Genomic DNA, 12,562 nt, shown 5'->3' with positions numbered 1-12,562 from the left:
AAAGCGGTTCAGCGCCGGTGCGGCCTCATGCGCGAAGCGCGAGGCGGCGTATTTGGAGTGGCGGATCGTGATCTCCTCGAAATCCTCAACACCCCAAAGGTTTCGGTTCTGACAAACGGCGCGCAAATAAAAGCTGGCGATGCCGAGCGTCTTGGCGCCGACCTCGGAATTCCAACAATAGAAGCCCCGGAAATAGAGATCGGGAGAACCATCCGGCAGCCGCCCCGCCTCGATCGGGTTGAGGTCATCAACCAGAAAGAGGAAGACGTCTCGATCGGAGGCGTAAAGCGTGGTCGTATTGCGGGTGATGTCGACATTGGGATTGTAAATACCCGTCGACCAGTCGAGCACGCCGGGCACCTTCCATCTCGTATCGCCGGTGCCATTGCCGGCAATGCGCTGCACGGCGGCCACCAGCTCGTGGTCAAAGATGCGGCCATAGTCGGGACCGGTGACTGCGCGGAGCTCGACGCGCCCGTCCTCCACCTCAAGGGTCTTGACCAACTCGGCGCGTTATCTGAACAGTCAAGCTGTCTCAGCCGGATGATTTAGCGGCATTTGACTGAAAATCCATGGCTTCCCGACCCATCTCGGCGCGTGAGACAGATTCGCGGATCGCTCACGGACCTTGGCGGCTGCTCAGCCTGCGCAGCAGGAGAGCTTGGCGACATCCTTACCGAACGACAGCGCTGCGAGCTTCAGGCCCTCGACGGTGGTGAGATACGGAAAAATCGTGTCCGCGAGGTCGTCAACGGTGAGGCCCTGCCGGATCGCGAGCGTCGCGGTCTGGATGCTGTCGGCGCCTTCCGGTGCGAGGATATGCGCGCCGAGCAGCCGGCCGCTGCTGGCGTCGGCCACTAGCTTGATGAGCCCCCGGGTATCGCGCGCGGCGAGCGCCCGCGGCACCTGGTCGAGACCGATTGTCGATACACGGATGGCATGCCCGGCCGCGCGCGCCGCGGCTTCGGTCAGGCCGACGCTCGCCACCTGCGGATCGGTGAACACGATGGCGGGCATGGCGCTGTTGTCGTAGCGCAAGCTGTCGCCGTTGAGGGCGTTCTTGGCGGCGAGCTTGGCGCCATAGGCGGCCATGTAGACAAACTGGTCGCGGCCGGTGACGTCGCCAGCAGCATAGATGCCGGCTCTGGTGGTCCGCATGCGGTCATCGACGACGATGCCGCCCTTCGGCGAGAGGGCGATGCCGTGCTCGGTGAGCCCAAGGCCTTCGATGTTGGGCGCGCGCCCTGTAGTGATCAGCACCTGATCGGCGTCGATGGTCGTGTTCTGGCCGTCGCGCGAAACATCGAGCGCAATACCGTTCTCGATCTTGCGGATCGCACGGTAAGCGATACCGGAGACCACGGTGATCCCTTCGTCCTCGAAATATCCTGTCAGCGCCACACCGATCTCGGGCTCGGCCTCGGGAAGCAAATGGGACCGGCATACGAGCGTCACCTTAACGCCGGCGCGGGCGAACATCTGGGCGAGCTCCGCCCCGATATAGCCGCCGCCGATGATGAGCAACGATCGCGGTAGCTCCTCAAGGTCGAGCGCGGTCGTGCTGGTGAGATATGGTACAGTCTCGACGCCAGGGATGGTGGGCACCGCCGGCCGCGCGCCGGTCGCGATGATGATTTTGCCGGCGGGAATGGGCGCGCCGTCCACCTCGACACCACCTTCTACGAGGCGCGCCGGTCCTTCACGATAAGCGATACCGTTGTAGGCGGGGAGCAGGTTCACGTACTTGGCTTGGCGCAGTTCGGAAACGAGGTCGTCCTTCTGATGGACGGTTCCGCGCCAGTCGATCAGTTCGGCCTCCGCCGTGATGCCGGCAAAACGTGCCGCTACGCGGGCGTTGTGAAGCGTCTCGGCGGCGCGGATCAAGGTCTTCGATGGCACGCAGCCGATATTGACGCAGGTGCCGCCGATGGTGCCGCTACCGATGAGGGCCACGTGCGCGCCCTGATCGGCGGCCGTGATCGAGGCCGAGAAGCCGGCCGAGCCGGCGCCGATGACGACGAGATCGTAGGCGCCATTGCGACCGTTCGTGCGAAAGCGACGGTCCGCCACTGCAGCGCTCTTCGATGTCGAACCGACCGACGATTCTGCCGCGGTATCGAGGCCGGCGAGGCTCGGCCCGAACAGAGCGCGACCAGCCTCCAGCCCTTCCTCGATCGACAGCCGAAACCCGGCCTCGTCCGCAGCCTGTTCGCGGCGCCAGGCGGAGAGATGGTCGTCCGAACAGAAGAAGGCGGTCGTCGCGCACAGTGAGTTCGCAGCACACGCACCTTCGTAGCGAACGCTTTGCCACATGACAGCCGTCGGCGGCTCGGTCTGCGCGAGCACCCGTCCTTGGTCCCGCGTGGCGATCCGGATTGGCGCGCCACAATGGCGACAGCACGATGCAATCGTGATGTCGAGGTCAGTCATGGCGCCAATGCCGAGTGCGTCGACAGCGCACATGGCGTTGAGAACGCGTCCGTGAAGTGTGACCCGGTGCCCGGTGTTCCGGTCGGTGAAGGGATAGGCGCCGACGATCCGCTCGCCGTCGAGCACGACAAGGTCGCGACGACGGAGTTCTTCGAGCAGAGGTCGGATGGCTGCCTCGCTCAACCCCGCGCGCTCCGCAAGCGCGCCCGTGGTCGGTGCTCGTCCTTCTTCGGCGTAGAGCTTAAGCAGCGCAACACGAACGCGGTCTGTGGCGGGATCGTAGCCACTCCAGCGATCGAACACATGGCCGGACCCGACCATTGCTTGCAGGGCATCCTTGACCGCTGGTGATTTGACCACAGACCAATCCGGAAACGTCACGCCCGGCCGCACGGTGTAGCTCGGCAGGGTCGTGGATGCGGAAGCAGCAAGCTTGTCCCGGGACGAGGAGGATGCGCAACAGTCGTTCATGGCTTCACGCCTTCCTTGTGAATCTTGGTCTCGCCGCACTCGGCTCTAGCACGGCGACGATAGATACCCCACGCGTGCAGACCGAAGCACGCGATCACCAGGGGAAGCACCACAAGACCCGCACCTGCCAGCCATGCGCCGAGGCCGGCCAGTGGCAGGACTCCGGCGAGAAACGGCGTCGCGCAACAGATCGCAGCGAGGACGGCGCCAGCCGTGCCTGCACGGATCAGGGCGCGGTCATTCACCTCAACTGCCCTGCTTCACCGGATGGGCCGGATAGCCCGCGTTCACGCTGGCGGTCGCGATGGCGTCCGGGTTTGTCTTTGCGTCGTCGAAGGTCACGGTTGCGGTTTTGGCTCGGAACGAAACGGCGACCTTTGCGACGCCGACGACCCCCTCCATCGAACTCTTCACGATGTAGGGACACGAGGCACAGGTCATGTTGTCGACAGCGAAGGTGATTGTGCGCTCGCCAGCGAATGCAGTCGATGCCGTCATCACTGAGGCGATCAGGGCGAGTGCGCTCAAATATTTGTTCATTGGACGGGTCTCCTTTTAGTGTCAGGCGCGAAGCAGCAGCGGGGCGACGTAGTCAAAGGCGAAGGCGGCGATCACGAGCACGGTCGCGATCCAGAGCGCGAGCTGGACGAGACGGTTGGAAATGGGGCGCGCGCAAGCGGCACCCTCGGCGCAGGCTCGCCGCGGCTTCCAGTAGACGAGATAGAAGCCGTAACCGAGAAGGCCCGCGGTTCCTGCGACGAAGATCGGTTTGTAGGGTGCGAGCGCCGTTAGATTGCCAATCCAGGCGCCACCGATACCGAGGCTGAACAGGATCAGCGGCACGATGCAGCAGGACGAGGCGGCGAGCGCGCCGAAAATGCCGCCAACGGCGATCAGACGCTGCCGTCCGACCTCACCGCGCTCTGACGCGGAAAGATCCGCCGCAGGGGGCGCCGTGCCTGCCGTTCCGGATCGCGATGCGACCATGTCCGTTCTCTCTTTCCTTGTCGAAATCCTATGCGTGCCGTACCATGCGGTCTGTAGTCGCTACAGGGTCAAGAGGGATTTTGCGATGCGCGATCACGCCGTGGTGAAGGGCCTGCAGCGAGCCGAGCTCGCCCAACGGACGGGGTGCAACCTGGAGACGGTCCGCTATTACGAGAAGGTCGGTCTTCTGCCTGAACCGCCGCGCACGGCTGGCGGCTATCGCAGCTACGACACGTCGCATGAGCGGCGCCTTCGCTTCGTGTTGCGGGCGCGCGAGCTCGGCTTCTCCCTTGATGAAATCCGTGAGCTGCTGCGTCTCGTCGACGAGCGCAACCAGCCCTGTGCCGAGGCGCGCGCCGTCGCCGCCGCACACCTTGAGGACGTGCAGGCGAAGATCGCCGATCTGAAGCGCATGGAGCGGGTGCTCAAGAAGGTTGTCGCACAATGTGCCGACGGGACGTTGCCGGAATGCCCGCTGATCGAGACGCTGTTCCGGGAGGGTGCGGTCAACTGATCGCACCCGGTGGAGCCCGTGAAACGGCCCGCTGAGGGGGCGCCTACGCGACGCCCCTGACTTCGTGCCGATGAGCGTTGGCTTGCCGGGCGTTCATCCAGTCGGCGATCTCTTGTGCCTTGCTCGCAGCCGTGAAGATGGCGCGCTTGTCGGAGCGCAGCACTTCGAGCCAGGAGGCGATGTAGCGGGCGTGGTCGGGTCGTGGCTCAACACTGAGGTTGAGGTCGGCGCAGATCATGGCGCTGAGAAGCTCGACCGTGCATTCTTCCATGGCGTAGGCGGCCGAGCCGAACCGTCCGGACAGATCGCGGTCGAGGCGATGCTTGGCGCCGGAAGCGTGACCGCATTCGTGGAGCAGCACCGCGTAGTAGGCAACAGCGTCTCGGAAGCAAGCGAACTCGGGCATGTGCACGCAGTCCTTCGATGGGATGTAGCAGGCCTGCGATCCGCCGTGGCGAATGTCGATGCCCAGCGCCGCGCAGAAGCGCTCGGCGTGCGCGATGCGCTCGACCTCGGGAAGCACCGGCATCTCGGGTGGCGTGTAGCCGTCGACCTGGGCGCAGTTGAAGACGGTGTAGCCGCGGGCGAATAGACGTCGGGCGGCGGCGTCCTGATCTGCGTCGCCGTCCTGACGCTCCGCCTCGCCGTTGCGATCGCTGATCTTCCAGAATACGATCAGATGGCCGCGCTCGCCCTTGCGGACTTGGGCGCCGAGCTCCTGCCACTGGCGATAAGTGCCCCAGATGCCGGCGGCATAACCGGACGCCTGCGCCGCAGCCCAGAGCGAGAGGATGTTGACGCCGCGATAGGCCTTGCGCGAGGCGATGTTGACGGGCGTGGTGATGGCCGATCCGTCGTGATGCCAGGGCATCCGGTACTCGCCGGCGCCGACCTCGATGGCGGCGATGATCTGGTTGGTGACGCGCTCGTAGATGTCGTTGCCGGTCTGGGCCTGGCTGTTGGTATCGGTCGTCATGGGTGGCTCCTGTGCTCGCCCTCTCCGTCGAGGGCGAAGCGGCAGGGGCAGACGCGGCGAGCCGGGCCGTCACACCCTGTTCACGGTTGCTGGTGCGGAACAGGGTTGACGGGCCGGCAGCGTCTGCCACAACCGAGCCCCTGCCTCGACGGGCGAGCACAGGAGACGTCGGCCATGACCGATGGCCGCAGGACCTGCCGGCGGTGAGATATTGCGTGGCTCTCAGCCAGCGACGTCCCGCGGCGAGCGCCGCAGCGGAACGACCTTGGCCTCATTCGATCGCGCCAGTTCATCCTGCAAGCCGGCAATCACCTCGTCACGCTCGGCAACTTGCAACGTCAGCACCTGGATGTGCTGCGCGAGCGTGCGGGTCAACGCGCGCAGTTCGGCCATCTCGGCACCGCGCACGGCCCGGAGCTCGGCTTCAAGGGAGCGGACGCGATCCTTCAGTGCTTGAGGAGATGATCGGCGGTGGCGGGCTTCGGCAGCACGAAACTCGGCGAGAAGATCGACCGCGCGGTTCGCTGTGGCCCGGCTGACGCCGGCCTCGCGCGCCAGATTGGAGACGGTGAGCGCGCCGTCGGTGCGCTCGGGCCGACCGTCGAGCAGTCGTGCCATTGCCGCCCGCAATGCCGCCTCGCTCTTCGGACCCGTTCGTGCGGTCATGTACCACCATCGATAAGGGGTGCAATCAGCCGGCGCTTGCGCTCGTTGTCCTGCGTAATGGCTGCGCGTTGCAGCAGCGTCAGGCGACCGTCGCTGAGCAAAGCTTCGCCCTCGGCGATCGAGGCCCGCCATGGTTCGATGTGGCGCGCGGTCAGGCAAGCGTTGGGGCAATGGTCTGGGCTGCATCGCGACAGGGCTGGCGCAGTCCGTTCAGGATCCGGCGAGGCAGCTAGGCAGAGCGCGGTCGCGGCTTCGAACAGGCAATCGTTGAGAAAGCCGACGTGCAAGGTTCGACCGAGATGGGCGAGCATCGTGCGCAACCGCTTGCGGTCCACGATCCGGCCGGGCAGATCGCCAAGCTCGTCCTGCACACGCGCGAACTCCCGTCGCAATCGCGTGGCACCGGGGCCCGCCGGACCGTCATGATGAAGAAACGCTTCATAATGCGCGACGATGTCGTCGAGCTGGCCGAGTGCGCGTTCACGCTCGACCGCCAAGCGAAAATCGCCATTCGGCGAGCCAGCATATCCCTCGAACATGGCGACTGAAGCATGCTTGTACTGGATCTTGCCTGCGATGGTCCCGAACGGCCTGTTGGCGATGTACCACGCGATCGTGCGGCGAAGCTGCCGGGTCGTGAACTTCCAGGGCTCATCCGCGACGCGAGGAACGGCCGGTTCGTCGCCACCGCGCGCATCGAGACCTTCGCGGAACAGGTTAAGCGTCGGGGTCGCGCCGATGCCGAGGTGATCGGCACTCCAGGGCCAGTCCTTTAGCGCCACCCATAGGGACGATAGTCCCTTCTCCCGACGATTACGGGCCGAGAGCATCTCCATCACCGCAACGGCACGGGCGACAGGTTCGATCGTGATCCAGTTAGCCGTCGCGCCGCGTGCACCCTGGCGCTTGTATACGGTGCTGCGCACGCGGTAGCGTTCGATCAAGCCGTCGGCGCTGCGCTCGGCCGACACGCAGCCCGGCTGCATGGCCTGCACCTCGCTGTCGCGCATGCCGGTGAGGTAGGCGCAAATGACGTAACAGGCGCCCTGCAACATGCGTTCCTCACGGGCGAGGCTCAGGCCGTCAAAGCGTTCGCGCCACGGCAGACCGGTGTCCAGATCGATGGAGATCGGCGTATCGAGACCGCCGACCTCGGTACCGACCTCGGCCGCCGCCTGATCGATCAGCCGTGCCGTCGGTTCGGATTGGCTGATGCGGCCGCTCTCGCGCGCGCCGGCGTGCAGGCGCATCAGATGAAGATTGTAGGGAGGCGTCTCTGCGCCGGATTGCGGGTCGATGCGGCGGGCGACATTGGGCGCGCGCTCCCAGATCGGCACGCCTCTGCCGGCAATCCGACGCATATCGAGCCATTTGGCCATGCGCGCACGATAAGTCTCGGCGACCGCTTGTCCGGTCCGCGCGTCCTGTGCCATCAGCCGCTCGCAACGGGCTTCAAGGACATCGAGCTCCGCTCGCGCCGCGAGGATGTCCGGCGCAAAGACCTCGACGTACTTGAGCGACCAGCGCAGCATGGCGCCGATGATCGGTTCGGGAATGCGCGGCGTTGCATTCTCAGCCGGCGCTGGCGGCCGCCTGGCAACATGGTGGGCCGCGCGCCCACGCCACGGCAGAAAGCCGATGCCGCCGCCCGTCAGCCATGGCGACAGATGATGCAGATCGATGGGCACCTCGACATACTTCACCGTCTCGTGCGGCGTTCGTCGGCCGCCGTCGCGCGCGTGCGCCAGATAGGAGTCGAGGAGCGGCTGGTCGATCCGGCGCAGATCGACGGCGCCAACGTGCGTGGTGAGGAACGCCGCAAAATGCTGGATGTAGCGCAGCAGCCGGATCGCCCAAGCGACACCACACGGCGCCCGGTATCCCGGCACATGGATGCGCAGGCGCGTGAGCACATACTCCTTGGCGAGCCGCCGGGTCACAGGATCGATGATGCGGGCGAAATTGAGCCGGTAATTGCTATAGCGGGCGTTCACCCGGAAGATGGCAGCTCCCAAATCCCAGTGGTCATCGCCAAAGCGCGGGAATTGCGCTCGGTCGTCATCCTCCCTGACCGGAATGCCGGCAAGCACGGGCTCGTCGTCGCCATAGATGGCCGATGGAAGCGATGTGGGCTCCAGCAAAGCGTTGGTAGCGGAGGGCATCATGGTGCTCCAGCTTCGGGTGGCAGGTAAGTGAGCGTCGGGTCCGATGCCGCGAGCTGGCCGGCCTGTTCGATCTCGGCCGCACTGAACCGCGGCAAAATCTGATCGGCGATCCGCCCATGAACGCGGCCGAACTTGGCGATCCAGTCGGCTTCACTGAGCGACTGTCGTTGCGCCCGGATGAAGCCGAGAAACGACAAAAGCGCTGGCAGCTTGCGTGCGGTGATCACTGCATTGCTGCATTCGAGGCACCCCCAGAATGGTGACGGACAAGCGTCCCCTTCGGCGCCAAACGGGCCCTTGTAGAAACCACCGCAACTAGCGAGCCAGACATCCTGCTCGCCGCTGAACAGCTCATTGATCGCGGCACGCCCGGAAACCGGCAGACCTATGGCCTCGTCCGGATCGGCTCGAATGGCCGCCTCATCTTCTGATGAGAGGACGCACGGATGCAGGGCGGCGTCGAGCGCGTCCCCCATGGCGTCGGCGATGGCGGCTTCGTGGATATGGCGAAGCGCGGGGATATCGGCGTAGTGATTGGCCGCAACGGCCACGCTGTGGCCGACCGCAAAGCGGTCGAGTTGACCGCCGGTTTGCCGATACCATGCTGCTTTATGCGTCTTGCGCAGGCGTGTCAGGTTGAGCCGGAGAGGCTTCCCCTCTTCATCGCGAATACCATGTCGCTCGGTCCATGAGGCGACAAGTTCCCTCGTGGCGAGGACGCGCGGGGTCAACCGCCCCCAGGCGAAGTGAGCCCAGAGCGTGACGGCGGCAAGCCGGCCTCGCGCCGGAGCGGTCCATTGCAGCACCTTACGGATCAGGCCGCCCGGTGTCGATGAAGCGCCATCACGCACGCGCAACCGCTTCCACTCGGCACCGCGCGCCCGCCGCTTACAATACTCGATCTCGACATAGCCGCCTGCAGGGTTCTTCAGGCAATCCGCCCGTAACTCCTTGATCGCTTCGATCTCCAACCCGGTATCGAGCGACAGCAGAACCATCAGCGGCACGAGATCGGCGGCGAGCAGATACCTGCGGCCATGCAGATCGTGGACCAAGCGATCGTTCGGCAAGCCACTCTCGCGGCGAAGCGTGTAGAGCTGCTTGAAGATAGGATGCCGGTGGCCAATGACGCCTTCGGCGTCGACCACAGCCATCGCGCGTTCGTGTGCGACCGACAGAGCTCTGGCTCGATCGCCATCCTCGAGCGTCGGAATGGGATCCACCTCGGCAAAGCGGCCGATAAGCGTGGCGAGGTCGGCCCGTGCTGCACTCCGCAATGCCGTGGCGATATCATCACCATAAGCATCGCGCGGCCGGGCGCGCACCCCTGGCCGATCGCTCGTATACATCAGCCGCCGCGAGGCATCGGGTGGCAGACGGCCCGGCTCGGCAGCGTCGGCGAGTCGGAACAGATTGAGCACCTTGCTCATACGGTGGAGCCGGTGATTGGGATGCAGCCCGCTCTCCTCCATCCACGCATCGAATCCGTCGATGCAGGCTGCACTCACGTCCAAAAGGCGTGCGATACCGGGGTTGGCGGAATCGAGATAGCGCCAGAAATGCTTGAGTGCGTTGGCGTAGGCCGCCGCGGTCGAGATTGAGCCCGCCGGCCCGCCAACCTGACAGGCGCGCCAGAGCGCGCCCGCAAGCGTTTGGGCCAACGCCCTGCGGCCGGACAGCATTGTCAGATCGATCGTGATGCTGCGATCCGCAAGGGTGGCAGCGAAACGAAGCGATGCGATTGCGGTAGCGGCTTCGCCCTCGGGATCAGGCAGTTCCTCGGGAAAGAGCGCACGGCGTCCCGGCCGCCGCACCGGCGTAGCTATCGGGTCGGTCATTGCGCTTCGCCGACCGCATCTTCGGCCCAGCGATCAACGGCCGCATCAACCAGTTCCTGCGCCTCGGCAAGACTGTCGAGATAGATGTAAGTGCTGGTCACGCTGGCATGCCCTAACAGGTGCTGGAGCTTCTGCAGGGGATCGCCGAGAATCCGGCGGTACGCTGCGCCATGCCGATCCTGCGGGTCGAACACAATCCCGATCTGTTCGCGGATCAGCATGGAAAGCATATTGACGGCGAAGGTGTGCCGCAGCGTGTGTGGCGTCACGTTGACGTCGATGCCGAAACGGCGGCACCGCGCGCAGGCGCGCCGGAAGGTCGCTTCCCAGGTTGCTGACGGGACAGGCTCGCCGCCTTCCGTCAGCCAAAGGAGGGCATGCTGCGCCTTGCCGGGCGCGCCGGTCAACACACGGCCGCGCTCGCCCGGCGTCAGCCGGTCGACGCGGACCCGCTTGCCCATCGCGTCGACGACCTTCTCGCCATCCGGCGTCAGCCAAAGCGGATTGGACACGATTGGTTCTGACCGGGCTGCCGAGATCGCGCGTTCAAGATCGATGTAGTCGTTGATGAGCCTCACGACCCGGCGGGGAATGCGAATGCGGCGCGGTCGTCCGCCCTTGGCGACCGCGCCGGGAAGGTCAAACGGGAGCGAGCGCATGCCGGAGTCCGCCTTGCGCGGAAGATCGGCGAGTAACAGGCTGCCGCCCTCGGACAACCGCAGACCGGTCGTGACCAGGAGTTCGGCGAACAGCGCGTTGCGCTCGCCATTGCGGCCGCGCCAGGTCGGGTCTTCGGCACCGTCAGGCAGCCTTCCCCGCAAGCCCACGTCGCGAAACAGCAGATAGCTGCCAAGATCGACGAAACGCATATCGTGCCGCCGCGCGGCACGTTCGCGCGAGCGGTTCGCCGTCACAGCCAACAGCGCGCGAGTCCCCGCCGTCCTGCGAAGGGTCACGCTGTAGCTGAAGGGCGAGGACGTCATGATCCCTTCTTCGACGGCCCACCGATAGAGCTTATCGAGCGCCGCAACGCTCCGATTCCAGCTCGCCGCCGAGATGCGATAGGGAGCCGCCGATAGCCGCCGCGCCCGATGGAACGCCAGAACGTCATGACGATCGGCCTGCCAGACTGTCTTCCCGCCGCGCCGCTCGCAAAGAAAGCGGGCCCAGACCAGAATGTCTCGCGCGTAGGAGCGCCAGGTGTTCGGCGAGCGCGCGCCCATACCTGGGCAGGCGCGGAAGAACCGATTGAGATGGAGATCGTAGCTCCCGTCATCCATTAGAATGAACGGCATGCCGTCAATCAGCCCGGCGCGCTCGCCAACGTCGAGCGCGCCGGGCACGATCCTCACTGCAAGGCCATCAATGGAACGCGGAAGCGGACGCGACAGCGCGTCAAGGTTCGTAAAATACAATTGCACGCACATACCCAAGCGGAGCGCCTTCGGCGCACTCTTTTTGTTTAGGATGCGAGGGGTTCCCCTCGCGCTCTCCCGCTCGCCGCGTGGCAGGGGTGCAGGACTTTGCCTGCACCCCATAGACAAGTTTGTGGAGTCGCCGCCGCGTCAAGCGTTGTCCTCGCTTACGCTGCGGGAACGCTTGACCCGGACGTCTGAAGAGCTTCACCGCAACACCGGTGACGCGGCTCCATGCCTGATTCTGAGACAGGATCACAGAGTCAAGATAAAGCGCGATGCGAGGTCAGCCCGTACTGGAGGTTGATGGCGGCAAGCGGCGCCGGAAGCTGTCGCAAATAGGCGGACGGCGCGCCCACCATGGTGGCAAGCTGGCCGAAGCTCCAGTGGGTCGGTGCAAGCGGCACGTCTGAACCCGGCACGATCAGCGCCAATCGCTCCGCATCCTCGCGTTTTGCTTCCACCCGAATAGCCGCGCTCTTTGCGGTCCGCGTTCGGCTTCGCTCGGCACGGCCGGATACGGCACCGAACAGCTCCGACAGCGACAGGTACCGTTCGTCGGCTGGCCGCGAGAACCATTCCGAGGACACACGACCAACTCTTTGGCCTCGGCTGACATCGACCTTGAAGGCCCCGCGTTGGGTGGAAGCGGCATTCGCAATATTCAGTTGGCTCATGGGATATCTCCATGACGGAGGCCGAGAGCCTTTCTCTCAGCCTTAAACTCCGTCACGGAAAGCTCCGCCCACCTCTCACTCTCCCGCTGGCATCCCAAAGACTTAAAGATGAGGTGGAAGCAGCACGCGGCAACGATCGTGACCCTCGGGGCGGAGACGCTTTGCGGCTCCGCTCGCAGCACATGCTTGCGAGTAGAGCGTGACCGACCAACAGGGGGGGCCGCCGGCAACGACTTCGCCTTTTGGAATCGGACCGAATCCTTGAGGAGCATTGGGTATCCCCTGCCCCTCATTCAGGTTCGCATGTGTTGAACTTCAACCACCATAGCTTCCATTGAATACCGTTGGAAACGAGGACTGGATGCGGCTTGAGTGCGAGGCCACATGAACCAGATCCAGGCGACAAGCTGAAACGCAAGGACG

Annotated in this window: 10 protein-coding genes and 2 pseudogenes; 1 reads left to right on the top strand and 11 read right to left on the bottom strand. The window is 64.9% G+C overall.

Features of this window, described 5'->3' with window-relative positions; all coding sequences use genetic code 11:
- From NEZ08_RS15540 to NEZ08_RS15520, 5 genes and pseudogenes are all read right to left on the bottom strand, one after another.
- Window positions 1–513 (bottom strand): annotated as a pseudogene (locus NEZ08_RS15540) (DUF932 domain-containing protein); the annotation flags it as partial.
- A gap of 126 nt (window positions 514–639) precedes the next feature.
- On the bottom strand, window positions 640–2,901 hold the full coding sequence (gene merBA, locus NEZ08_RS15535; protein WP_298108485.1) for a bifunctional organomercurial lyase/mercury(II) reductase MerBA: 2,262 nt from the start codon (window positions 2,899–2,901) through the stop codon (window positions 640–642).
- A complete protein-coding gene (locus NEZ08_RS15530; protein ID WP_298108482.1) occupies window positions 2,898–3,146 on the bottom strand; it encodes a mercury transport protein in 249 nt (82 codons plus the stop codon). The genes merBA and NEZ08_RS15530 overlap by 4 nt, the downstream gene beginning before the upstream one ends.
- 1 nt (window position 3,147) lies before the next feature.
- Window positions 3,148–3,441, bottom strand: coding sequence for a cation transporter (locus NEZ08_RS15525; protein ID WP_298108479.1), 294 nt, complete (start codon window positions 3,439–3,441; stop codon window positions 3,148–3,150).
- A 21-nt stretch (window positions 3,442–3,462) separates the two neighbouring features.
- On the bottom strand, window positions 3,463–3,888 hold the full coding sequence (locus NEZ08_RS15520) for a mercuric transporter MerT family protein (protein WP_213374095.1): 426 nt from the start codon (window positions 3,886–3,888) through the stop codon (window positions 3,463–3,465).
- An 85-nt stretch (window positions 3,889–3,973) separates the two neighbouring features.
- Here NEZ08_RS15520 and NEZ08_RS15515 point away from each other — a divergent pair, with 85 nt between their 5' ends.
- On the top strand, window positions 3,974–4,402 hold the full coding sequence (locus NEZ08_RS15515) for a helix-turn-helix domain-containing protein (protein WP_213374093.1): 429 nt from the start codon (window positions 3,974–3,976) through the stop codon (window positions 4,400–4,402).
- 43 nt (window positions 4,403–4,445) lie between these two features.
- Here NEZ08_RS15515 and NEZ08_RS15510 read toward each other — a convergent pair whose 3' ends face one another.
- From NEZ08_RS15510 to NEZ08_RS15485, 6 genes and pseudogenes are all read right to left on the bottom strand, one after another.
- Window positions 4,446–5,378 carry a zincin-like metallopeptidase domain-containing protein gene (locus tag NEZ08_RS15510; RefSeq protein ID WP_298108470.1) on the bottom strand — a complete coding sequence of 311 codons (933 nt, stop codon included), beginning with the start codon at window positions 5,376–5,378 and terminating at the stop codon, window positions 4,446–4,448.
- A gap of 222 nt (window positions 5,379–5,600) precedes the next feature.
- Window positions 5,601–6,044: a hypothetical protein gene (locus NEZ08_RS15505; RefSeq protein WP_298108467.1), complete on the bottom strand. Its 444-nt coding sequence runs from the start codon at window positions 6,042–6,044 to the stop codon at window positions 5,601–5,603.
- A complete protein-coding gene (locus NEZ08_RS15500; RefSeq protein ID WP_298108464.1) occupies window positions 6,041–8,206 on the bottom strand; it encodes a hypothetical protein in 2,166 nt (721 codons plus the stop codon). The genes NEZ08_RS15505 and NEZ08_RS15500 overlap by 4 nt, the downstream gene beginning before the upstream one ends.
- On the bottom strand, window positions 8,206–10,047 hold the full coding sequence (locus NEZ08_RS15495) for a hypothetical protein (protein ID WP_298108460.1): 1,842 nt from the start codon (window positions 10,045–10,047) through the stop codon (window positions 8,206–8,208). Before NEZ08_RS15495 ends, NEZ08_RS15500 begins: the two co-directional genes overlap by 1 nt.
- Window positions 10,044–11,474: a tyrosine-type recombinase/integrase gene (locus NEZ08_RS15490; protein ID WP_298108488.1), complete on the bottom strand. Its 1,431-nt coding sequence runs from the start codon at window positions 11,472–11,474 to the stop codon at window positions 10,044–10,046. Before NEZ08_RS15490 ends, NEZ08_RS15495 begins: the two co-directional genes overlap by 4 nt.
- 260 nt (window positions 11,475–11,734) lie before the next feature.
- A pseudogene (locus NEZ08_RS15485) lies at window positions 11,735–12,139 on the bottom strand (DUF932 domain-containing protein); the annotation flags it as partial.
- Between the last annotated feature and the right edge of the window lie 423 nt (window positions 12,140–12,562).

The organism is Bradyrhizobium sp. (genome assembly GCF_027451485.1).
Classification (GTDB): domain Bacteria; phylum Pseudomonadota; class Alphaproteobacteria; order Rhizobiales; family Xanthobacteraceae; genus Bradyrhizobium.
The sequence above is the reverse complement of the archived record's forward strand: the minus strand, read 5'-3'. Positions and strand labels throughout refer to the sequence as shown.